Annotated in this window: 16 protein-coding genes and 3 pseudogenes; 5 read left to right on the top strand and 14 right to left on the bottom strand. The window is 57.7% G+C overall.

The features are described from left to right. Positions 1 to 206: 206 nt before the first annotated feature. From ACFXS9_RS24825 to ACFXS9_RS24810, 4 genes are all read right to left on the bottom strand, one after another. Positions 207 to 1685, bottom strand: coding sequence for an undecaprenyl-phosphate glucose phosphotransferase (locus ACFXS9_RS24825; RefSeq protein WP_392693018.1), 1479 nt, complete (start codon positions 1683 to 1685; stop codon positions 207 to 209). Between the two features lie 430 nt (positions 1686 to 2115). After that, entirely contained in the window at positions 2116 to 3309 is a 1194-nt protein-coding gene (locus ACFXS9_RS24820) for a polysaccharide biosynthesis/export family protein (RefSeq protein WP_392693016.1), read from the bottom strand. A gap of 223 nt (positions 3310 to 3532) precedes the next feature. Continuing rightward, the gene (locus ACFXS9_RS24815) at positions 3533 to 3775 is read right to left on the bottom strand and encodes a hypothetical protein (RefSeq protein WP_392693013.1); all 243 of its coding nucleotides are present in this window, start codon (positions 3773 to 3775) and stop codon (positions 3533 to 3535) included. A gap of 5 nt (positions 3776 to 3780) precedes the next feature. Beyond that, complete coding sequence (locus ACFXS9_RS24810) at positions 3781 to 5853, bottom strand: AAA family ATPase (RefSeq protein WP_392693010.1); 2073 nt, start codon at positions 5851 to 5853, stop codon at positions 3781 to 3783. A gap of 902 nt (positions 5854 to 6755) precedes the next feature. Between ACFXS9_RS24810 and ACFXS9_RS24805 the strand changes: the two genes are divergently transcribed. From ACFXS9_RS24805 to ACFXS9_RS24785, 5 genes and pseudogenes are all read left to right on the top strand, one after another. Beyond that, positions 6756 to 7067: a hypothetical protein gene (locus ACFXS9_RS24805; RefSeq protein WP_392693007.1), complete on the top strand. Its 312-nt coding sequence runs from the start codon at positions 6756 to 6758 to the stop codon at positions 7065 to 7067. After that, positions 7045 to 9261 carry a peptidase domain-containing ABC transporter gene (locus tag ACFXS9_RS24800; RefSeq protein WP_392699998.1) on the top strand — a complete coding sequence of 739 codons (2217 nt, stop codon included), beginning with the start codon at positions 7045 to 7047 and terminating at the stop codon, positions 9259 to 9261. The genes ACFXS9_RS24805 and ACFXS9_RS24800 overlap by 23 nt, the downstream gene beginning before the upstream one ends. After that, positions 9258 to 10685, top strand: a complete 1428-nt coding sequence (locus ACFXS9_RS24795; RefSeq protein WP_392693004.1) for an HlyD family type I secretion periplasmic adaptor subunit — start codon at positions 9258 to 9260, stop codon at positions 10683 to 10685. The genes ACFXS9_RS24800 and ACFXS9_RS24795 overlap by 4 nt, the downstream gene beginning before the upstream one ends. 756 nt (positions 10686 to 11441) lie before the next feature. Then, positions 11442 to 12488 (top strand): glycosyltransferase family 1 protein, encoded by a 1047-nt coding sequence (locus ACFXS9_RS24790; RefSeq protein ID WP_392693002.1) that lies wholly within the window; start codon positions 11442 to 11444, stop codon positions 12486 to 12488. 217 nt (positions 12489 to 12705) lie between these two features. After that, positions 12706 to 12955: pseudogene (locus tag ACFXS9_RS24785) on the top strand (IS5/IS1182 family transposase); the annotation flags it as partial. Between the two features lie 171 nt (positions 12956 to 13126). Here the strand turns inward: ACFXS9_RS24785 and ACFXS9_RS24780 are convergent. The 10 genes and pseudogenes from ACFXS9_RS24780 to ACFXS9_RS24735 form a co-directional block, all read right to left on the bottom strand. Next, on the bottom strand, positions 13127 to 14170 hold the full coding sequence (locus ACFXS9_RS24780; protein ID WP_392692999.1) for a glycosyltransferase: 1044 nt from the start codon (positions 14168 to 14170) through the stop codon (positions 13127 to 13129). Further along, positions 14167 to 15306, bottom strand: a complete 1140-nt coding sequence (locus tag ACFXS9_RS24775) for a DegT/DnrJ/EryC1/StrS family aminotransferase (RefSeq protein ID WP_392692996.1) — start codon at positions 15304 to 15306, stop codon at positions 14167 to 14169. The genes ACFXS9_RS24780 and ACFXS9_RS24775 overlap by 4 nt, the downstream gene beginning before the upstream one ends. Continuing rightward, positions 15303 to 16298, bottom strand: a complete 996-nt coding sequence (locus tag ACFXS9_RS24770) for an NAD-dependent epimerase/dehydratase family protein (RefSeq protein ID WP_392699996.1) — start codon at positions 16296 to 16298, stop codon at positions 15303 to 15305. The genes ACFXS9_RS24775 and ACFXS9_RS24770 overlap by 4 nt, the downstream gene beginning before the upstream one ends. 76 nt (positions 16299 to 16374) lie before the next feature. Next, positions 16375 to 17484, bottom strand: coding sequence for a DegT/DnrJ/EryC1/StrS family aminotransferase (locus tag ACFXS9_RS24765; RefSeq protein ID WP_392692994.1), 1110 nt, complete (start codon positions 17482 to 17484; stop codon positions 16375 to 16377). Between the two features lie 201 nt (positions 17485 to 17685). Then, positions 17686 to 17916, bottom strand: a pseudogene (locus ACFXS9_RS24760) (DapH/DapD/GlmU-related protein); the annotation flags it as partial. 60 nt (positions 17917 to 17976) lie between these two features. Continuing rightward, positions 17977 to 18138, bottom strand: a pseudogene (locus ACFXS9_RS24755) (N-acetyltransferase); the annotation flags it as partial. 30 nt (positions 18139 to 18168) lie between these two features. After that, positions 18169 to 19671, bottom strand: coding sequence for an oligosaccharide flippase family protein (locus tag ACFXS9_RS24750; RefSeq protein ID WP_392692991.1), 1503 nt, complete (start codon positions 19669 to 19671; stop codon positions 18169 to 18171). A gap of 53 nt (positions 19672 to 19724) precedes the next feature. Next, entirely contained in the window at positions 19725 to 20774 is a 1050-nt protein-coding gene (locus ACFXS9_RS24745; protein ID WP_392699994.1) for a Gfo/Idh/MocA family protein, read from the bottom strand. A gap of 77 nt (positions 20775 to 20851) precedes the next feature. Then, the gene (locus ACFXS9_RS24740) at positions 20852 to 21490 is read right to left on the bottom strand and encodes a glycosyltransferase (protein ID WP_392692988.1); all 639 of its coding nucleotides are present in this window, start codon (positions 21488 to 21490) and stop codon (positions 20852 to 20854) included. Beyond that, on the bottom strand, positions 21487 to 21990 hold the full coding sequence (locus ACFXS9_RS24735; protein ID WP_392692985.1) for a UDP-N-acetylglucosamine--LPS N-acetylglucosamine transferase: 504 nt from the start codon (positions 21988 to 21990) through the stop codon (positions 21487 to 21489). Before ACFXS9_RS24735 ends, ACFXS9_RS24740 begins: the two co-directional genes overlap by 4 nt. Between the last annotated feature and the right edge of the window lie 450 nt (positions 21991 to 22440).

Raw genomic sequence — 22440 nt, 5'->3', positions numbered from 1 at the left:
GAAGACGACGTCGCGAAATCACAGCGTTCGCCGGACGATCCAAACGGACGAACAGGCGCTTCTGGCGCACATCGCTGACGCTCTGGTTCAAGAGAAGCAATACTAATTCCTAATTTCCGGGCTCGAATTGGCACCGCATCGGTTACGCTTACCCTGCGACGTGCCGCTTCACTGAGGGGCACGACTATCGACGTCCACTTTGGCATCTAATAGGCGTTCCGAGCGCGAAGTACCTCAATTGGTGTCTGGAGCAGGATAACCAGATCCAGCCGAACGCTCCAATTGTCGATATACCAAAGATCGTACTCTACCCGCCGCTCAATAGAGGCGGTGGTGGGTGTGGGTCCTCGGCACCCGTGTATTTGCGCCCAACCTGTCAACCCGGGCTTCACGCGCCGCCGGAAGGCGTAGTTGCGGACAACCTTATCAAACTGGCCATCCTGCGAGATGGCGTGCGGGCGCGGTCCAACAAGTGACATACTTCCGTCCAGCACGTTGAGCAACTGCGGTAGTTCGTCGATGCTCGTGCGACGCAACCATTTTCCAATGCGGGTCACACGGCTGTCGACCGGTCGCGCCTGGACGACCGACGGCCCGTCTTCCAATACGCGCATAGTGCGGAATTTGTAGATCGAGAAGCTCCGACCGTTGAAGCCGCAGCGTTGCTGTCTGAAAAGGACCGGACCAGATGAATCCAGCTTGATCGCTATGACAACTACAGCAAACAGGGGTGACAGAATAAGCAAGGCAAGGCCGGCGCCGATCAAATCCAAGAACCGCTTGATGGCGCGCTCGAGAAACGTAAGCGGTCTTCGCTGAACTTCCACGCATACGGCGCTACCGAGGTCCCGGGTGGGCCGCCGGAACATCTCCGAAAGCGCTCCGACAGGAACAAAGGCGACCGGAGTCGGCAGAACTCGCAGTTCGGCGACAAATGCGCGTAATTCTGCCCATCGGTTGGGATCTGCCTCGACGATGATCTCCTCGACGTTAGAGCCACGCGCATTCTCTATGACGTGGGCGCTGAGCCGCTTGCGGTGATCTGAGCCGGAATGGGGCGGAGGCAAACTGAAATGCTTGGTCACACAAAAACCGAGCATGGTCAGCGCAGGCACCAGCCCCACATCACTGGATTGTGGTTGGTCCGAAATCAGAATGATATTGCCGCCGGCGAACTTTCTTCCGCTGAGGCCCCTCATGAGCAAGCTCTTCATGAGAGTTCGTTCGACAAGAAGCAATGCAAGACTGGTAAGCGCAAAGGCTACTCCGGCGCCGCGAGAGAAATCGTCACCGAAGTTGAGCAAACCGGCCGCAGCAGCGAGAACGATAAATGCGTATAGCAACGCGCCGCAAACGGCGCGGATCTGACTGCGCAGGACCAGCAGTTCGCTTGGCCTGTACATGCCCCGCATCTTCAGCAACGACACAAACATCGCCGATACGACGATGGCCGAGCCGATCGCGTTTGCAAGATCTGCCGCTGCCCAACTACTGTAGATCCGGTACAAGAAGACCGAGATGATGCTTGCGAGAACGATGGTGGCGAGATCGGCGCAGATCGCAACCAACTCGATGGACCCATACCGAATTGGCCATTTCCGTTGGGCACCCAACGGAGAGCTGTATTCTTCGAGGGCAATTCCCTCGTGGAGGCCGGCTGCAATATGTCGGTTAATAAAGTTCATGCCAGAACCCGAAGTTCGAGCTTTCTGCAATTAAGTTTTAATCTATTATTAACGCTTTAAATAAATCAAGATAAAAGCGGCGTCGAATTAAATAAATTGGGGTATTTTTGCGGTCGCGGACGACATGGCCGGCTGGTTTCCCATTCGCAAATGATCCGTGCGGCAACGGGTAGTGGAGGTCCGCCCCGCTTGGCAAGGACGATCATCATCCCTCGCAGGGATCGATCCTGCGTCCTCCAGTCAGCCTTGGTTGAAGGCGGGTTAGGTCGTTATGCAGCGTTGGGCTGCGCGACGGTCGCGGCGCTGTGGCGCGGGTAGGACAACGTTGGCCGAAAGCCGGGCCGGCGCGGTCAAATGCGACCCGCACCGGCGCTCATATTCATTTGCCTCATCAATCCCCGTGTTCCGGTGTTAAGCCGGAACTCAACGACTATGGGGTGCTCGTAATCGGCGGCGGCGTTGTGATAATCGTCGTCGTTCCGGTGCCCGAAGCAGCAGCTTTGAGAGCAAAGAAGTTGGTTGCGTAGATGATCGGGTCGTTCACGGTCGCCATGATGGTTCTCAGGAAGACCAGGAACTTGGTGGTTTCCACGCTAACCGAGTTAGATGTGTACATAACGTCCTTGTTCCGCATGGCGAAGGACTGGGCCAGGAAATAGCCCGAGGGATCTCGAAGGTTTACATGAAAAATGATCGGAATGATGTCGCCCTGAAATGGCCTGACGTCGACACCGATCTCTTTGGCAATCGCTCGCGTTTCACCGCGGTAGAGATACACCGAGGCCGGGTCGGCTTGAGCGTCATTCAGTCCGCCTTGTTTTCCGATTGCTTCGGCCAGCGACAGGCGCCACGCGTCGAACTTGAATAGGCCTTGGGTCCCGCCAGCGCCAAACGCGACGAAGGTCTGAGGCATATTGAATAGGTAAATGACATCGTTGGGGAGCACATAAATGTCATTGGCGGGCTCATACATCAGCGCGCCAAATGGCACACTGGCGCGATGTCCCATCCGCTTGAGTGAGACCCAAGTGTCGTAGCCTTGCGCGGACGGGCCGCCTGCACGTGCGATCGCGTCGAGGACGCGTTCGCCAGAAGGACTGGCTGGGAAACGACCGGCGTTTCGCACGTCACCAAGGACGGTGATCAAAGAAGTGTTCTGCGTCGCGAGATTGACCACCACCTGCGGTTCAAGGGCGCGAGCCTTGAGTTTGTCCGTGATCTCCTTGCTAATCTCGAAGGGCGTGCGGCCCTTGGCCCGAATAGAACCCGCATATGGAACCGAGATATTGCCTAGTTCGTCGACCGCTTGGTTGGGAATGGTGACAAAATTGCCAGCGCGAACGCCCGCTTCGGACGTGAAAAGACCGCCGGCCGCGGCCTCAAAAATAGTGACGCTGACAATGTCGCCGATCCCGAAGCGAAATGCCTTCGGCGGGGTTTGAGCGGCAAACGCCGTGGATAGCCTGGGTATGTGTTGGCCAAGAATGTTGACGACTTCCGGGGTCAGCTTGACCAGCGCGTAGGGGAGGGCGGCCGGCTCGCTGCCTTCCTTGGCCCTCTGGACGTCAGCGCCCAACGGACCGCTACCCGGCGTGATGATACATCCGGCACAGAACAGGGTCATAATGCCGACCGCGATTCTCGCCCCGATTTGCAGCGTCCGGATCAGAACTGTTCCCCCAACTATCACCTGAGACCAATGGTGCGCACGTTGGCACTGCTGGGCGAATCGAACCAGCCTGTTCGTCGATCTAACTGAAAGCAGTCCCCGTGTGTTGCGGGCCTGCAACAGTTGCGGGCCAGCGCGAACAACTAATTATCACCGATATAGAATAACAAATCCCTGCTTAGCCGGAACTGGACAGGCCGTAGCGGGCGCAGTGGTCCTCGCTGTAGTAATCGCGCAAATAGCTGTCGTAGCGAGCCATTGCCTTGATGTCGGTCTTGTTGAGGACAGTGCCGATCAAACTGTCGTGGATGGTAGGCGCGGTGTGCAGCGCATGCTTGACGACGTCGATCTTCGTCTGTCCCCATTCGACGACGAGGATAAAGTGGTCGACGAGCTGTGTTGTGGCGCGAACATCGACCAATGGTGTCAGGGGGGAAGATCGACGATGACGTAGTCATAACTCGCCCGTAATCGGTCGAAGAGCTTGTGCATTGAGTCAGTCGAAAGGAGTTCGCTGCTGTGCAGCAGGTCGTTCCGACGAACGGCCGGCAAGAACGCCAGGTTCGTCGTCGCGTCCCGCCAAACTGTCTCTTCTATCGACTGAGTGCCATTGGTGACCTCGATTATGCCGGCGGCTGCACTTGGTGCGAGACTGGAGGACAGTGAGGGATTCCTCAGGTCGCAGTCGACGATGATGACGCTCTTTCCACCATGCCCAACGAGCTGTGCCAGGGAAGCTGCAATCGTGGTCTTGCCCTCATTGGGAAGAGCTGAGGTGATGCCAATAACCTGATTTGAGGTCTTGGTCGCATTGAGATCGATTGCCAGCTTGATCGAACGTATCGCCTCGGCGAACCTCGATAGCGGCCTGTCGATGACGGCACGGTGGACAGCCGAATCCCTCGCAATGGTCCGCTGGCCCGGATCCCCGTCGGTCGAGCGCGATTTGGCTCTGCGCATCGGCGACTGCGGCACGACGAGCTCCGGCACCAACGCGAGGCATGGCAGTCCCAGTTCGGCTTCGATCTGCGCGGAGGTGCGGAAGACGCGATCCATTAGCTCTCGGAGCAAGCCCAACATGATCCCGAAGCCGATGCCGCCAATCAAGCCCAGCGCCATGACTATCTTACTTTTCGGCTTGCTCTTGCTCTGCGGCGGCGACGCAGGCTGAACTATCCTTGTCTCGGAGATGGGAAAACTCTCCTGCTGCTTGGAGCCGATGTAGCGCTGCTGGAACATGTCAGACAGGCTGCGCAAACCCTTCGCACGATTTTCTAGCTCCCTTATGGTTAACTCAGCCGCATCCGTTGTGCGCGATTGAACCACCGCTTCGGCCAATTGTTTCTCAATCTGTTGCTGTCGCTGTTTGGCAACTTCGAGGTCATTTCGAGTGTTTTCGGCGAGCCTTCTGACCTCCTCGAAAATCGAAGAACGCAGATCGCGCATACGATTGCGTAGAGTGAGAACGGCCTGATGATTAGGTCCGAATCTGGCCGAATACTCGCTTTCGCGTCTCGTCAGTTCAAGATACTGCTGTCGGAGACCATTTATGATCGGATTGCTGGTAACGTCGGAGCCAACAGCGTCCAGGGTGCCCATCGAAGACAAATTAGCCGGGTTGGTGCGCAATATAGCGTCGTACTGATTTAACCTGGCCGATGCTTCGGTCAGCTGCGCCCGAGCCGCCATCAGCCGATTGTTGAGCTCTGTGACCTGCTGCTCGTCGATCGACTTTCCTTCCGGGGACACGATGTTGTTCTGAGATTTGTATTGATTAACAGCGCGCTCAGCATTGAGCGCCTGGTCGCCAAGATCGCGCAGCCTGTCCTGAAGCCAGCTCGTTGCAGTTCGATTGGCTTCGAATTTCGCATTAATTTGTTCGCTGATGTAGGCCTTCGCAACTGCGTTTGCGATTTCGGCGGCCCGCTCGGCGTTGCTTGAATTGAAGCTAATCTCCAGGATGCTGCTCACGCCAACCCGGTTTGCTGAGAGCCGGTCCTGGAATGCTGCGATAACCGTATCGGGCAGCGTCGCTGGGGTCCCCGCCTTGGACGGCTCTGGCAGGGTCGAGTTCCACGTTCGTGGCCCCCGCCACAACGACGCCAGAGAGGATACGGAACCGCTGAAATCGGGATCGTTGACGAGGTTCAGCTGATTGATGACTGATGTGGCGAGTGCGCTGGACTTGAGCAGCTGGATCTGTGTCTCGATCTGGTTGTGGTCAAAGGCGGGCTCCGAAAGTATCGACTGCTGCTGTACGAACTGTGCCCTGGGGTTCGCCAGCAGAACCTGCACGCGGGCGGTGTAAGTCGGTGGGGTGATCCGCAGATAGATTGCGCAGGATGTAATTGCGAACGCCGCGGTAAGGATGATCACGAGGTATTGGCGTCGCAGTAAGCCCAGCGCGAAATTGATAATCTCGCTTACTCCGCCAGATCCGGAATCATCGCCGTATGCCGTGCTGGGCTGCGGGCCGCGGGTCTTTTCGGCTTGTAACATGTTAGTTTGAAGCATTTTTCTGCTCGCTGCGCCGCCTGTGATTCGCCGCGCCGACGGCCGCACCAATCGTGTGGCCAGACGCCGGTTGAAGTCTCCGGCCGGATTTGAGGCATTTAAATATAACAGGAAAAAATTGGTTGTCCAAAATTAAATAATGGTAGTTAATCAATTTGGGTAGGTTGAAAACATTGCGGCGATATCCGCAAGGTACTCGGCGACGGTTGCCCAGAGGGGATTCTAGTCGCGCGAGCGACTCGATTTTTTCGACGAGTTAGATTTCTTTCGAAAACTTGATTGTTTTGAGCGGGCAAGCAACTTCTTAAGTTCCTCGCGGAGACGAAGAATTTCCTCGTAGCGAACCGTCAGATCATCTTTCATCGTTGGCTCATGGCGCTTTGGCATACTTCAATCTAGCGAGAGCTCAATGGTCTGCAAATAAAACTCCAAATTAAGCTTGATGGACGCTCAGGGGGTTATTTCTGGAACCCAAATTTGTTTTGCGCATCCTTGCGGCAGATCGGAAGTGGAGCGACCATTGTTAATTCGGGGAACCGGAAGCGGATCAAGGCTCGATGCAACGACGGAAGCGCCCGGCGATCCGGTTCAATTCGGATTCTCCCGGTGACGCAGAGTCTCATAGACGCTACATTTAATTTTAGAATCGAATTGACGCGGCTTTTAAATGGATATTAAATGCAGATTATTCTCGCCGACCGCTTCGGATTCTGTTGTCGTGCTGCCTATTCAAATACTTGCCCATGTACTCCCCTGTGCTCGCCGGTTCGGGCCGGGGACATGGGCCCCCTGGCCTGCGGCGGTTCGAGTATGTCTCTGATGACTTCAATTAGACGAGCTACGGCGTTGATCTTCAGGCCAGAATTGGCAGCATAGGAGTCACCACAATGGACACGGAACTCTTTACGGACGGCATAAGCGAAATCACTGTCGGCGGCTCGATCGTGCGTGTGGACCTGTTCAGTCTTTCACCGACCGAACGGGATGCCAACAACGCTCCGAAGCGGGTGTTTCGTCAAAGACTGATCTTTTCGGTGGAGTCGTTCGCGAACTCAGTTGAGGTGATGCAGAAGGCACTTCAGGGCCTGGTCGATGCTGGCGCAGTTCGGCGCACCGATCCGTCGCACGGTGCTTCACCTGCCGGCCAACCCACCCCGAACAGCCCGCGGTCGCCGAATGTCTCAAGCAATTTCCGCTGAAATTGGCGGTTCCGCTGCAGCGGGAGCGCCCGTTTCGACATCGAAAGATGCGCATCCGCAGACCGCACTAGACTGTCTCGCCAGGGTGGCGGTCCACCACGGCATCGATTTGCCAGTCGAGCGCCTGCGACACGCCTATGCCGTCGATGGTTCTCCGCCGTCTGTGGAACTCTTGCTGCGGATGGCGAAGGAGGCGGGCCTGCGCGCGCAAGCCACGCGGCTCGATTGGGGTGTTCTCTTCCGGATGGGGGATGCATATCCGGTTCTACTCCAGCTCTCGAACGGCAATTGGGTCGCCGTTCTTCGCACCGCGGAGAGATCGGATGGTGCGGCGGCGGTCGTTGTTTTTGACCCGCTCGCCGAACGCCAGGACGAGCCGCTTATCGTCGACCGAGACCAATTTTGCTCGCGATGGCAGGGAGACGCCATCCTGATCAAGCGCGAAAACCTGTCGTCGGACGGCCGAAAGAAATTTGGGCTGCGCTGGTTCGTTCCCGAACTGCTGCGCCAGTGGCGGCTGTTCATCGATGTCACCATTTGTGCCTTGCTGCTCTATGCGCTCGGTCTCGCGCTTCCGATCTTCTTTCAGCTAGTCATTGACAAAGTCCTGGTGCACGAGAGCTTCACTACGCTTTACGTGCTTGCGGCCGGCGCTACCGCTGCACTGGTGTTCGATGCGATATTCGGCTTCTTGCGACGCTACCTGCTGCTCTATGCGACGAATAAGGTCGACATCCGTGTCGCGACCAAGACATTCGGCCATCTTCTGGGCCTGCCTGTAACCTTCTTCGAGCACATTTCGGCCGGCGTTCTCGTAAAGCATATGCAGCAGGCGGGGCGAATTCGTGAATTCCTGACCGGGCGTCTTTTCCTGACAACACTCGATGGGTTGTCGCTGTTCGTGTTCATCCCGGTACTGGCGCTCTACAGCTTGAAGCTGACCTGTGTGGTGATGGCCTTTACCGCTGTCATCGCTGTCGTTGTCGCCTTGTTGATGGGGCCGTTCCGCCGGCGCCTCTATGATCTGTACCAGGCGGAAGGTGCGCGGCAGGCGCTGTTGGTCGAGACGGTACATGGCATGCGCACGGTGAAGTCGCTGGCCATGGAGCCATTGCAAGGCAAGACCTGGGACGATCGGTGCGCACAATCGGTGTCCATGCGCTTTGGTGTCGAGAAGATTTCAGCGGTAGCCCAGGCGGTCACCGGATTTCTCGAGAAGATGATGACCCTTGGGATCATTGGCCTCGGCGCGCTAGACGTCTTCAGCGGCGAATTGACCATCGGCGCACTGGTCGCCTTCAACATGCTGGCAGGGCGAGTTTCTGGACCACTGGTCCAGCTCGTCACCATGGTCCACGAATATCAGGAAGTCGCCCTGGCCGTAAAAATGCTTGGCGAAGTAATGAACCAAAAGCCAGAAAGGGATGGCAACCGCGATGGATTGCGGCCGGATCTGACCGGGAAGATTGAGTTCGAGAACGTATCCTTCAGGTACGGTGCCGAAGGTGCGCCGGCCCTGGACAACGTATCATTCTCGATCGCGCCGGGCGCGGTATTTGGAATCGTCGGCCGCAGCGGCTCAGGCAAGACCACACTTACGCGCCTGATTGCTGGAATGTATCCGGTGCAGCAGGGCTTGCTGCGGATCGACGGCTACGATTCCCGGGAGCTCGAGCTCGAGCATCTGCGCCGGAACCTCGGCGTTGTTCTGCAGGATAGTTTTCTGTTTCGAGGTACGGTTCGAGACAACATCGCCTGCGTGAAGCGCGATGCGACGTTTGCCGAAGTAGTAAGGGCCGCGCAGCTCGCCGGCGCCGACGAATTCATCGAGCGCTTGCCTCGTGGCTTCGATACGATGATTGAAGAGGACGCTTCAAACCTGTCGGGCGGTCAGAAGCAACGTCTTGCGATCGCTCGGGCACTCATCACCGACCCCCGTATTCTCATTCTCGATGAGGCAACCAGCGCGCTGGATTCCGAGAGCGAGATGATCATCCGCCGCAACTTACGGCGGATCGCCGAAGGACGGACCGTTATTATCGTTTCCCATCGACTGTCGATGCTCGCGGACTCCAACGAGATCCTGGTGATCGACCGCGGTCAAATCGTTGACGTGGATCGTCACGATCGTTTGCTTTCGAAGTGCACCATCTACCGACATCTCTGGAACCAGCAGATGAAGCAAATCGCATGAAGATGGAGAAACCGCGAGCCATAGCGAATGCGGATAAGTCGGCGCAGCCTCGAAAAGTTGGGCGGCGTCGGGCAAGGCTGTTCAGGGCCGCCTCCCGGCAACCGCGCCTGATCGCCGAATTTCAGTCCGATGCGATCGAGGTAGAGGAACGGTCGCCGCCGCGTTTCGCACGCCTAACGCTCTATTGTGTCCTTGCACTGATTGTAGCTGCGGTTACCTGGGCCACGGTGTCACAGGTCGACATGATTGTAACGGCTCAAGGTAAGCTGGTTACCATGCGTCCGAACCTCGTGGTGCAGCCGCTGGAGACCTCGGTTATCCGGGAGATCCATGTCAGGGCCGGCGATCGGGTAAACCGCGGCGACCTGCTGGCGACGCTCGATCCGACATTCTCGCAGGCGGATCACGACCAGTTGCGAAACAGAGTTGCCGGTTTCGATGCATCGATCGCTCGACTAAGAGCTGAGTTGGCTGGCGCTGACTATGCCGTCGCTGACCTCGATGATGCCGATGCCGTCCTGCAGCGAAAGATGTTCCTGCAAAGGAAGTCGTCTCGCGACGCGCAGATGCAGAATTTTGATGCGCAGATCGCTTCAGCTCAGGCCAATTTGAAAACCGCGCAGAACGAAGAAGCAGTCCTGGCGCAGCGGCTTGATAACATGCGGTCGATCGAGTCAATGCGCAGCACGTTGATGGACAAGGAAGTCGGATCAAAGCTGAATTTCCTGCTTTCCCGCGATGCTCGCCTCGACGTCGAAAGTAGTCTGGCTCGTGTACGCGGCAATATCGCCGATTACGCGCATCGGGTGGACAAAGCACGAGCCGATCAGAAAGTGTTCGCCGAGGATTTTCGCCGCACGGCGTACCAGGACCTTGTCGAGACGCTGACAAAGCGAGACAGCGCAGCGGAAGAGCTGAAAAAAGTCGAATTGCGCCGACAACTAATTGTATTAAGGGCCCCGGCAGACGCTATCGTGCTGGAGGTCGCCAGCCGTACGATCGGTTCGGTCGTGCGAGAGGCGGAAACGCTTTTCGTGCTTGTCCCGCGGGATGTACCGCTTCAGGCGGAGGTCAACGTGGAGGGCAGGGATGTCGGGCAAATATCGGTAGGCCAGCCGGTGCGGATCAAGTTCGAGCCTTTCCCCTTCCAGAAGTATGGGACGGGAACAGGAACGGTCCGCGTCATCAGTCAGGATTCATTTGCGCCAGACCCTAAAGCCGAAGCTGCGCGTCGCACGACAGTTCCCCATTACCGCGTACTGATCGATTTGTCCGACGTGCAACTTCGGCTGCCCTCCGCCCGTACGCAGCTGATCCCCGGCATGGCCGTTACGGCCGAAATGAAAATCGGGCAACGGAGCGTGGTATCCTATTTCCTCTATCCGTTACTGCGCGGGTTGGATGAAAGCATACGTGAGCCGTAGAAGATCGAAGCAGAGGTGCTACACGCTCCCGGTTGGTAGCGGCGATGCGAGAAGACAATTCTGTGGATCGGACTCAGCTTCGAACGTCTGTCGTCCACAACGGTCACGGGTAGACTGGAGTGCCCACTTATTGCCAATGCCAGAGCGTTTGACGGAGGTAATCGGTCCCCGAACGCCGTGTCCCCTCGATTTGGGTGCTCCTTGCACTGTGTTTTGGAATCCGATGTTCGCTAGATTTCTTCAAACATCACTCATCCAAGCCGCGGCAACTCAGGAGCTGCGCCCGCGAGATCTTTGCATCGAATGCGTCGCGCATTTGCGCTCGTAGTCTAGGTGTTCACCTTCGACAGTCTTACGGTCCGCTGTTTATGTTGATGTTTTGGGGTCTATGTATCGGGATACGTGCGTCGCTTAAAGAGCTGTCTTAGCGGGGTGCTGGGTCTCGGAGAATAAGCCATTTGGACAGGAGTTGGATACGCCATGTTAACCTCAGTCACGAGGTCTTATTTTCGGGGCTTAACGTCCGCAATGTTGGGACGTACCGGTGCGGAGGTGGGCCGACGGTACCGCCAAGCTCATCGCATTTGGGTAGAGCAGGGTACACAAGGCGTCCAAGACTGGTTGCAACGCGCAATTGCGGATCGCATTGCCCCAACATCTACACCTCTGGAAGTTCGGCCGGCCGACGTGCTGTCAGCGGATATTCGAGTACGCCGGTCTTGGCCGCCATTACCTTTCGACGGGAAAGGTCCCCTGGTGGTAAATTGGGTTATGGCGCCTCCGCACGCAGGCTCCGGCGGTCACACCACTATTTTCCGCTTAATCGAGTATTTGGAGCGAACCGGAAATATCTGCCGCGTCTACCTCTATGACGTTTATGGAGGCGATGCCGCCTATTATAGCCGTCAAGTACGCAGGGCGTTTCCGAGATTCAACGGGGAAATACACGATGCGGCCGGCGGAATGGCTGACGCTCACGCTGTCGTGGCAACCGCATGGCCGACCGCATATTCGGTGTTCAATGATCGTTGTCGCGGCATGCGTTTCTACCTCGTCCAGGATTTTGAACCATGGTTTCATCCACCGGGTGCCCGCAACGTCCTCGCAGAACATACCTATCGCATGGGCTTTCATGCGATCACTGCGGGCCGATTTCTTGCAGAGAAGCTGCGGGCAGAGTACGGAATGACGGCGGACTCATTCGATTTCGGCTGTGACAGCACCTATCACATTGTGAACAGAGATGGTGTCCGAGATGGAGTTGTATTCTACGCTAAACCTGATGTACCGCGGCGAGCCTTTGAACTCGGCGTTATGGCTCTCCAGCTGTTTGCCGAGCGGCATCCGCATATAGCGATCCACTTCTATGGTGCCCGCGTCGGCACGTTGCCGTTTCCTTTTAAGGATCACGGGTTACTGCGGCCGAGCGAACTCAATGGCATCTATAATCGCTGCTTTGCAGGATTAAGCCTGTCGATGACCAATGTCTCTCTTGTTCCGCACGAAATGCTCTCGGCTGGATGCATTCCGGTTGTGAATGATGCTGAGCACAACCGCGTTGTTCTAAGCAACTCATTTGTGCGTTACGCACTTTCGACTCCCCATGCATTGGCTGATGCTCTGAGCGACGTAGTATCTACTGACAATTTTGTGGCGCTAGCCACTTCCGCATCGTCCAGCGTATCCTCAGCATCTTGGGAGGAGGCGGGGCGGATCGTCGCAACGGCTCTTCGTCGCTCAGTGACAGCGTATGCGGAAGATCAGCCCCAAGATCAGGCGATGGCAAGATCGATTTCGTATTGAGGGCGGACACACGATAAATCTTTGAATGTGTACGTATCTTATTCGAGCGGCGGCATGCAGTCGAAGCACGCGAGCGAGCCGCACTTGAAGAACGGACGGGCTGTTTTGAGATTGCAGAGTTCTGGTGCTGTCGGCACCGGAACCCTGGAATTTTTGTTTTCGAAAGGGCGAAGCGTGATCCCCTGTCCGCATTTCAGGCTGCCGCATGCGGCGATCAGCCAAACAGTCCAACCGGCATCAGCGGCAGTTGCGATCCTGCGCAGCCGGCTCGACCGGACATCTGTGAAATCCGCCGCAAGATCGAAGGTCGGCCAGTCCTCGAAGAGGCGTTCGCCCTTCCGCTCGGGCGGCCACTCCAGATCCGCTCGCCGCAGCAGCGCCAGCGCGGCTGGAAGCTTCATTCCTTCGCTGGAGGTCGAATGCATCGGCAAGGCAAGGCCGCCGCGCCGTACGAAATCGGTGTCAAGCCCCCATCGTCACCAATCCGCCTGCTCCTCGGCGGCTAGTTCGTGCTGTACGCCAAGGTGTTGGCGCGCCTTTGCAACCCAAGTCACCAACAATCCGGCTTATCAATAGACGGCGAGGGAGCCATCGAAGCTAATAATGGCCTCCCTTGCCGGGGAACTGGGACGAAAAGACTAAACGCCAAATAAGCGGCGCCGTCGCCCCCAGAGTTGACCTTTTACCCAGTGAACATAGCCGCTTGGCAAAACCGGCTGCAGGATAGGCGGCCACCGCGGACCAAGGCGTTGACGCCAGCGCAATCCCCGGTACTCGTTTAGCGAACTTGCGCCTGGATAGGTTGCCAAGGCGAACGCCTCCAGATCATCAACGGAAACTCTGTCAAGGCGGCGGCGATCATAGGACCAGCATGCTCTCCAAAGGGCTTCTTTGGCGAGAGCGCGGAGCGCAGTTTCGCGAAGCTGCTCCACGTCTTCGATCTTGTGTCCGTGCACGCGAAATACAGCTTCAAATGCAGCTCTCCGCTGCTTGAGATCTGCAAGTATGGAATTGAACGTTGTCGACTGCATGCTGGCAGTGTGCCGGCGATAGTACGCCTGGTCCACCTCGGCCAGATAGGCGATAGATGAGTGCGCGGCAAACCGCAGCCACATCTCCAGGTCCCCCGCATGAGGAAGATCGGCGCAATACCCCCCGAGCTGCCGTTGAAGTGACGTCCGGACGACCACCTCGGGAGAAGAGATGCACGATGTCGCGGTCTTGCAACGCTGCGCAATCCATTTCCGGCCATCCCAGATATCGACTCGCGGTTTGCCGATGCGGGGCTTCGGCAATTCGTCGTTCGACTGGAAGTACGGTGCATGTCCGTAAACCATGCCGACTTCTGGATGGGAGTCAAAAACCGCCTGCGCTCGCTTCAGGGCGCCAGGTGTGAGCAAGTCATCGGCGGATATCAGCGCGGTGTAGTCACCGGTGGCAAGGGCGAGGCCCTCATTGTAGGTCTTGATGTGGCCTTGATTGACTTCGTGGCGATGGAAGATCACCCGCGGATCCTTCGCGAGAGCGGTACCCATCGCTGGCGTTTCGTCAGTTGAGCAGTCATCGATGACTATCACCTGTACTTTGACGCCTTGGCTGAGGACGCTTTCGACGCAGGCCTTGAGATAGCGCGCATAGTTGTAGCAAGGGATCACAACGCTGAAAGAAGTCTGGCCGGTCATCGGTTGACCTCAGCCCGCAGCGCAGAAGCGACCAGCTCAAGATCCGTATCGGTCATTTGTGCATAGAGCGGCAACAGGATCGAATGATCCTGCGCAAGTTCCGATTGTCCGAGATCGTGGCGTCGCGCCGCCTCCGCGTAGGGCGCCTCGCGATGCGAGCACATGATGCCGCGGCGTGTGGCGATACCTTGATCGAGGAGGCTCTGCATGACGGCTTTCTGATCCAGCCGGGCCGGCAGACGCACGCAATAGCTCTGCCAGTTGGAGCGGGCCCACTCCGGCTCGAATGGCAAGCTCAGCCCTTCGATGTTACCCAGCAATTCCGCATAGCGCGCGGCAACGGCCCGGCGGCGGCTCACGATGTCCGACAATTTCGTAAGCTGCTTGCGGCCGACCGCGGCCTGGATGTCGGTCATGCGGTAATTGAAGCCGACGGCGAGATAGTCCTCGAAGATCACTTGCGGAGAGCCGTGCCGCACGGTGTCCGGGACGCTCATGCCGTGTTGGCGAAGCAACCTGAACTTTCGGTCGAGCTCGGGATCTGAGGTCGTGAGCATTCCGCCTTCGCCGGTCGTGATCACCTTCCGGGGATGGAAGGAGAAGCACGCGATCCGGCCGTGGGGCTTGCCGATCCGATCCCAGCCGCCGTTCATGCGGATCTGGCTCCCTGCAGCACAGGCGGCGTCCTCGATAAGGGCAATGCCATGGCGATCGGCGATCGCAACGAGCGCGGCGAGATCGCAGGGCATCCCCATCTGGTGGACCGCGATGATCGCGCGTGTGTTGGACGTGATCGCTTCGGCCACGCGGTCGGGATCGATGTTGTAGGTGTCCGGATCGATGTCGACGAAAACGGGAGTAGCGCCGCAATATCTCACGCAATTGGCGGTCGCGATAAAGGAATGGCTGGCCGTGATCACTTCGTCACCCGGACCGATGTCGAGTGCGGCTAGGGCAAGGTGCAATGCCGTAGTGCAGTTGGAAACGGCGCACGCATGGGGCGCGCCGACCAGAGCCGCAAAGTCACGCTCGAAGGCGGCCACCTGCGGCCCTTGCGAAACCCAGCCGGAGAGCACGGCTTCCCGAGCCGCTTCGGCCTCATCGTCGCCGAGAAGTGGCAGCGCAATCGGGATCACGAGGCAGCCGCCTCTTGCTGGCGGCTCGCCGAGAGCGATCCGCGTTCGACCCGCCACCATTTCACGAGATCGGCGAGACCCTGCTCGAGCGGGACGGTCGCACGGAAGCCGAGCCGCCGTTCCGCCTTCTCTGTCGACGCCAGCCGACGTGGCACCGGATTGATCGAACGCTCCGGCGCGAATTCCGGCGTCAAGTTACGATGGCCCATAACCGAAGCAAGCGCCTGTGCGAGCTGTATCAGGCTGGTTTCGGTTCCGCTCGCAACGTTGAACACATCGTCGGTCACCCTTGATCGGGCCGCGAGGATATTCGCGCGCGCGACATCACGAACATGAATGAAGTCCATGGTCTGCTGACCGTCACCGAAGATGATCGGTGGCAATCCGGCTTCGAGCCGCTCCATCCAGCGGATCAACACCTCGGTGTAGCGACCGTGGATATCCATCCGGTCGCCGTAGACGTTGAAGTATCGGAAGGCGACGTAATCGAGCCCATACATGTCCTTGTATGAGCGAAGCAGACCTTCGTTGAAGGCCTTGGCGGCCCCGTAGAGGGTGCGGTTGTCGTAAGGATTCTGCCGCTCGCTGGTCGGAAACTCCTCTGCCATGCCGTATACAGACGCGGAGGATGCGGCGATGACTTTCTCGATGCCGCGCTTGACGCACAATTCGAGCAAGTCAAACGTCGCGTCGACCATGACCTCTTTGGCCAGGCGCGGTTCGGCCGCGCAATGGGTGATGCGCAGGGCGGCCTGGTGGAAGACGATATCGGCAGCCTGAACAAGAGATGCCATCAGCTTGCCGTCACGGATGTCGCCCTGGACCATGCGAACGGGCCCGCGGGTCATCGCCCGTCGGAGATTTTCCGGTCGTCCTCTGATCATGTTGTCGAGCGCGACAATTTCGGCGCAGCCCTCGTTGCACAGGAGATCGACGATATGCGAGCCGATGAATCCGGCTCCGCCGGTGACCAGAATTCGTTTCCCCTTCAGATCAGCCAAGATGCTCTCCTATCAGTGGGTGTTACCGGTATCGGCTCATGAAAGCTGGTCCCTATCAACCGAAGACCTAAGCGGTCTCGGCGAGCTCGACCTGCTCGAGTTGTGTCACGACCTCGACTACCTGCTCCGGACGTAGCTCTGGATAGATTGGGAGCGAGAGAAATTGTTGGGCCAGCCGTTCGGTGACCGGGAAATCGCCGGCGCGATAGCCGAGATTGGCGTAGGCCTTCTGCAGATGGACCGGAACGGGATAGTGAATACCCACGCCGATGCCGGCTTCCTGAAGCGCGCTCAACGCCTCATCGCGGCGTGGCAGGCCAAGTGCATAGACGTGATAGACGTGCCGGCTATGGGTGGGCGGATGTGGCCGCGCAACTGGATGCTTCGCCAGCAGGCGATCATACTGTGCGGCCACTGACCGGCGTGCCTCGGTCCAAGCTTCGATGTAGTTCATCTTGACGTTGAGGACCGCGCCCTGGACGCCGTCCATGCGATAGTTGTAGCCGGCGACGACGTGATTGTACTTGGTTTCCTGTCCCCAATCGCGGAGCAGCGCAATTCGTCGGGCGAAGTCTGACTGATTGGTCACCACCGCCCCGCCTTCGCCAAAGGCGCCGAGGTTCTTACCGGGATAAAAGCTGAAGCAGCCTAAATCACCGATCGACCCTGCGCGCCGCCCCTTGTATTCGGCGCCGTGGGCTTGCGCGGCGTCCTCGATCACGACGAGCCCGTGTCGGCGAGCGATCTCCATGATGGGATCCATGTCCGCGATCAGACCGTGCAAATGGACAGGCAAGATCGCCTTCGTTCGCGGCGTGATCGCGGCCTCGATCAAGGCCGGCTCCATCGTCCAGGTGACGGGATCGACATCGACGAAGACAGGTTTCGCACCGCTGTAAAGCACTGCGGCTGTAGTTGCGACGAAGGTCATCGACACGGTGATGACCTCATCGCCGGGGCCTACGCCTGCCGCAAGCAGCGCCAGATGCAGAGCCGAGGTGCCGCTGTTGACGGCGTAGCAATGGCTGACGTTGCAATAGGTCGCAAAACGCTTCTCGAAGGCCATGACCTCCGGTCCCAACACGAATTGCGTGCTATCGATCGCGCGCATGACCGCGGCATCGACTTCCGGCTTGATCTGGCGATACTGAGCTTTCAAATCCAGAAACGGTATCAATGTCCTGATCCCTGCATATCGACGTCCAATCGGCCGCCTCGATTATTATCTACATCGCTATTTAAATTAAATAGAGCTATAATGGCAAACAAATAAAAGAATATTTGTCAGATTTGATTTAATCGAGTCATTTGGTAAACCGCGCGGTCAGGCCGTGACGCGCGCGGCCTGCAAGAGAGGCTGAGCCTCTGGCGCCGGCATGACGCGTGCAGGCACCCCCGCCACGACTGCGCCTGAGGGAACATCCTTCGTCACCACCGCGCCGGCACCGACAATGGCTCCAGCACCAATGGTTATGCCGCACAGGATGGTTGCATTGGACCCAATCGACGCTCCCTTACAGATACGCGTCGGCTCCACGGTCCAGTCGGCAGGGCCCTGAGGTCGTCCATCCGCGGCTGTTGCCCTCGGATATTTGTCGTTGGTGAACATCACGCCGTGCCCGATGAACACCTCGTCCTCGATGCTCACGCCTTCGCAGATGAAGCTGTGCGAAGAGATCTTGCAGCGAGCGCCGATGGTTGCGCCGGCCTGGATTTCGACAAACGTGCCGAGCCGCGACTCGTCGCCAATCGAGCAACCGTAGAGATTGACGAGATCCGGATGAACTATCCGCACATCATGACCGAGCTGGACGTTTTCTGCGATGGGCATGGCACCTTCTCTCGATGTTACAGGGAACTCTCAGCAAATGTCGCGGTCCGTCCTGGCCGCTGGAACCGGGACATGGCCTACCAAGCGCGAGGTCGCGGAACGGACGCGAGCGATCGGAGCCTTTAGCTCCGGCAGCAGCGGATGCTGCACCGCGAACAGCGCGGCGATCCATACGCCTGCAGCGGACGCACAGGCGACCAGAATGCCGGCCGCAGGTCCTATCATGCCCTGTTCGACCAACGACGCACAGATAGCGGCTGTTGCGCCACTGCAGACAGCGACGATACCGCTCTTTTGCATTGAGTGAATGAGATCGGCCAGCCGCAAATTGAGATGCCGACCTACGTAGTGGATCGCCACGGCCGCTTGGAATGGCAACGTCAGCAGTGCCGATGCCGCCACGGCCTCCACGCCGAAGAAAGACGCGGCAAACATGATGAGGAGCGACGGCGGCAATGAGATTAGCGACGAGAGTAGCGTGTCTCGCACGCTCCCGGCGGCGACCAGGATAGGGTAGGTGAGGCAGGCGGCGAATAGCGAAAGATGAGCAATGCATAGCAGACGGACCAACGGAACCACCTCCAGCCAGGAGGGGCCCAGCCAAACCGAAATGATCGGCTTGGCCATCGCCGCCATGAAGATCAGGAACGGCCAATGCAGAACCGTTAGCAGCGAGATTGCATGGAGATAGATGCGTTTAAGGTTCGCGCCGGCGCTGGTCTGAGCAAAGATGGCCGGCATGATCACTGGACTGATGACCTGGATCACGAGCCTGTCGAACATCTGTGTCAAGGTCACTGCCCGGCTGTAAAGGCCGACGGCCGCGAAATCCAGCATGCGCGCGAGGAAGAGCTGGGGCGCCGAATTGTAGAACACGTTGATAAGGACCACCCCGCTCGAGTACAGTCCGAACCGGACGATTTCCGGATACCCTGCGAGCGAGGGCCTGAAGATCCGCAAATCCCGGCGCATTCCGATCAGATACACTGCCTGAACGGCGCTTCCGGCAATCATTCCCCAGATCGGCGCAAGATAGCTGTAGCCCATCACCGCGAGCCCGATCGACACGACTACCACCGTGAAACTGCACGCGAGGTTGCTGGCCGCTATGATGCCGAACTGCATGTTGCGACGAAGCAGCGCGATGATCGTCATCGAGAACGGAGTGATGCCGAAATTGAGAACGGCAATGCCAATGCCCGCTTCGACACCGTTGGCGCCGAGTACCGCGCCGAGAGCGCCGCCGATCAGATAAAGGAGAACTCCGATCACGACCGACAGGCCAAACGTAATCGTAAATGCGGCCCTGATGTTCTCTTCCGAGAGAGAAGCCTTCTGAATGAGATAATTGGGCCCGCCGAACTCCTGGGACGACGCCGAAAATACCGACGTCACTGCGAGAACGACCGCATAGATGCCGAACTCCTTGGGCGTCAGCAGTCTCGCCAGGGCTGCGGTCGAGACAAAGAACAGGACCAAACTCGCGTATCGCTCGACCGCGGAGAAGAAGATTGAGCGTTGCACGGAGTTCATTGCGAGTCTGTCACAGCTTTTGTCCGATCAGGAGCGTCTCCGGCCATCGTAGCTCAAGCAATCGCCCTGACGCGCTCTGAAATAGGGCGCTGCTGCTTCAGCCTGACCGGCGCGCCGTGATCGGCGATCGAACGAGACGCCGCTTCCAGCACCTCGATCACCCGTAGGCCGGATAGACCATTGGAAATCGGCGATGCGCCGGTGCTCACGCATTCGACGAAATGTTCGACCTCGGATTGCAGTGCCTCCTTCGTCGAGATATGGGGCGCCCACATGTCGCCAGCCCGATATCCGATCCGGAATTGATGGGCATTCTCGGCCTGCGCATTTAGAGTGATGCCCTTGTCATAGACCTTGATCTTTTCGGTGGGCTCAAGGTCGTCATAAACGATCATCTTCTTACTGCCGCCAACAAACGTCTGGCGCACCTTTATGGGAGAGAGCCAATTGACGCTGACGTGAGCGACGCACTTGCCCTCGAAGAACAACGTGATATGCGCCATGTTCTCCGGTGAACCGGTGACATGGCTTGATCCCGTCGCCGAAACCGCAATTGGGTCCTCGTCAAGGAGATACTGGATGATAGAGAGGTCGTGGACAGCCAAGTCCCAGATCACATTCACATCGCTTTGGAATAGACCGAGACTCGATCGCGTGCTGTCGTAATAAAAGATCTCGCCAAGTTGGTCCTGAAGGATGAGTTCGCGGATCTTCTGCACCGCCGGCGTATATAGGAAGGTGTGATCTACCATCAGCGTCAACCCGCGCCGATCGGCTTCGTCGACGAGACGGCACACTTGGTCGGACGTTTGAGCAAGTGGCTTCTCTACAAGCACATGCTTTCCTGCGTTCAGTGCAGCGAGAGCTAGCTCAAAATGTGTGTGAACCGGCGTTGCGATCGCGATGGCATCTACGCGCGGATTGCGCAGAAGTTCGGTGAAATTGGAAGTCGTCGATATTTCGGGGTGGCGACGCGTGCAAGCGGATAGCTTTGCCGCATCCAGATCACTAACTCCGATAACACGCGACGACTCGTTGCTCGCGAAATTGCGGACGAGGTTCGGACCCCAGTATCCATATCCGACAATGCCAATCCCGATCATTTCAAGCACCTATAATTCTTTAATTAGTGGAACTTTCAGCGTATAGCGGCACGTCTCGGCAGAAAGATCTTCTGCAATCATTTTGGTTCGCTTCCGACTTCGCCCAGGATCGGCACGACCGGCGAGCTGTGGACGAAGTCGAGCCCTGTGTCCTCGCGTCGCGCAGAAGGCACAGATGATCGGCCGTTCTGTAACGTCATCTGATCGTACCTAAGCCGATGCGCTTCGACATCAACGTGTCCCGTCCTGATGAACGCGCGGATGGATGCAATGAGATCTTGTGACGCCTGCGGGCTTAGCGGCTCGGTTTCGTCGATGACATCCAGATGATCCAGCTTGTCCAGCAACTCACGTTCGTCGAACGCAACTTCGATACGTCCCTGTTGGGCGAACCGTCTTGCGGTGGCCATCTGATGATCGTTTCGCTGCTCTCCCATGCTCGCTCGGCGGGGCATGACAATAATTCGCTTTCCCAACTCGAGCGCAGTAATGATCGAACCCATGCCTGCATGGGCTATAACCAAGCTGGCTGATTCAACGTGCTCCCGGAATTTCGCCGGATCGACAAACTGCTCAGACCGAATATGCCTGTAGCTTGCATCGGACGGTCCCGTCTGGGCGAACACGTCGGTTCGTCCGTGTTTCCCGGCCCATTCGTCGACGGTCCGGACCAAGCGGTCGAAATGTCCCTGAGTACCCACTGTCACAAAGATCATAGGACAGATCCCGCATAATAGGGGCCTCCTGGCCGCGTCAGGTGGGGCCACTGAGTTAACCAGAGGTCGGCGAAACGACCGATTCTCGATCCAGACATTGAGAGCTGCTCGACGTTGGCGATGCTGTCGAGCCAGATGGTTCGCGCGCCAATCATTCGCCCCAACCGAAGTGCGAGATATCCTGGAGCCGCACCGGTGGAGATCACGATATCCGGCTTCTCGCTCCAGACGATCCCGGCAAGCTTGACCGCCGCTTTCAACAGCGCAATTTTGCTCCAGCGGTTCGCATCGTTGACGACGTAGAAGTTATGGCCTGCAACCTGATCGCGATAAGAATCATGCACCGTGACAAACGTGACCGAGCAATCGGCAAATGCCTGCGTGATGCGCATAAGTTGGATCCAGTGGCCTCCACCCGAGGCGACCGCCAATAGTTTTGGACGATTGGGCCGCGACCGCGACGACAACGCTTTGTCGTTTTGATGCACCTTCTGAAGCATCGGCTGGCACCTGTTTGGAAATTTGAAAATGAGCGTTGCGACAATAAGTGGCCAGTTTCGTACCTCTGGTGAGGGTCTTTCTCATGTAACGGATTATTTAAATTTCAACTATGATATATATATTAAATGATAGGCTGGAGTCAATTTAAATATTTTGCGCTGCATTTAAAGTTGCGCTCGGTTAATTCTGTCTGAGGTCAGGCTGGATAGACGGTCGTAAGATCGCATCGTACGCCAGAGATGCGCCCACTCCATCCGGAGTTGCGGGACGTATGCGCCCAAACCCGCCGGCCGGGCGCGTTGGGTAAGAGTGAGGGGCGGACAGGGGATGCCGGGACGTATCGTCCCGTTGCCAGGCGGAAGTTCTGAAGTGCGAGGGAACTACGGCTCTGCACCGGGCAACGATGGTGACGTAGCAATAAATCGCCGGCCCTGGCCACAGGCGGCGGT

The organism is Bradyrhizobium sp. RDI18 (genome assembly GCF_043203335.1).
Lineage (GTDB): Bacteria > Pseudomonadota > Alphaproteobacteria > Rhizobiales > Xanthobacteraceae > Bradyrhizobium > Bradyrhizobium retamae.
Note: the sequence above shows the minus strand (reverse complement) of the source record. Positions and strands in the feature narration are given on the sequence as shown.

Excerpts from the sequence above, each read along its gene's own strand:
- ACFXS9_RS24825 (WP_392693018.1), bottom strand. The coding sequence starts at position 1,685 with ATGAACTTTATTAACCGACATATTGCAGCCGGCCTCCACGAGGGAATT.
- ACFXS9_RS24820 (WP_392693016.1), bottom strand. The coding sequence starts at position 3,309 with ATGACCCTGTTCTGTGCCGGATGTATCATCACGCCGGGTAGCGGTCCG.
- ACFXS9_RS24810 (WP_392693010.1), bottom strand. The coding sequence starts at position 5,853 with ATGTTACAAGCCGAAAAGACCCGCGGCCCGCAGCCCAGCACGGCATAC.
- ACFXS9_RS24805 (WP_392693007.1), top strand. The coding sequence starts at position 6,756 with ATGGACACGGAACTCTTTACGGACGGCATAAGCGAAATCACTGTCGGC.
- ACFXS9_RS24800 (WP_392699998.1), top strand. The coding sequence starts at position 7,045 with ATGTCTCAAGCAATTTCCGCTGAAATTGGCGGTTCCGCTGCAGCGGGA.
- ACFXS9_RS24795 (WP_392693004.1), top strand. The coding sequence starts at position 9,258 with ATGAAGATGGAGAAACCGCGAGCCATAGCGAATGCGGATAAGTCGGCG.
- ACFXS9_RS24780 (WP_392692999.1), bottom strand. The coding sequence starts at position 14,170 with ATGACCGGCCAGACTTCTTTCAGCGTTGTGATCCCTTGCTACAACTAT.
- ACFXS9_RS24750 (WP_392692991.1), bottom strand. The coding sequence starts at position 19,671 with ATGAACTCCGTGCAACGCTCAATCTTCTTCTCCGCGGTCGAGCGATAC.
- ACFXS9_RS24745 (WP_392699994.1), bottom strand. The coding sequence starts at position 20,774 with ATGATCGGGATTGGCATTGTCGGATATGGATACTGGGGTCCGAACCTC.
- ACFXS9_RS24740 (WP_392692988.1), bottom strand. The coding sequence starts at position 21,490 with ATGATCTTTGTGACAGTGGGTACTCAGGGACATTTCGACCGCTTGGTC.
- ACFXS9_RS24735 (WP_392692985.1), bottom strand. The coding sequence starts at position 21,990 with ATGCTTCAGAAGGTGCATCAAAACGACAAAGCGTTGTCGTCGCGGTCG.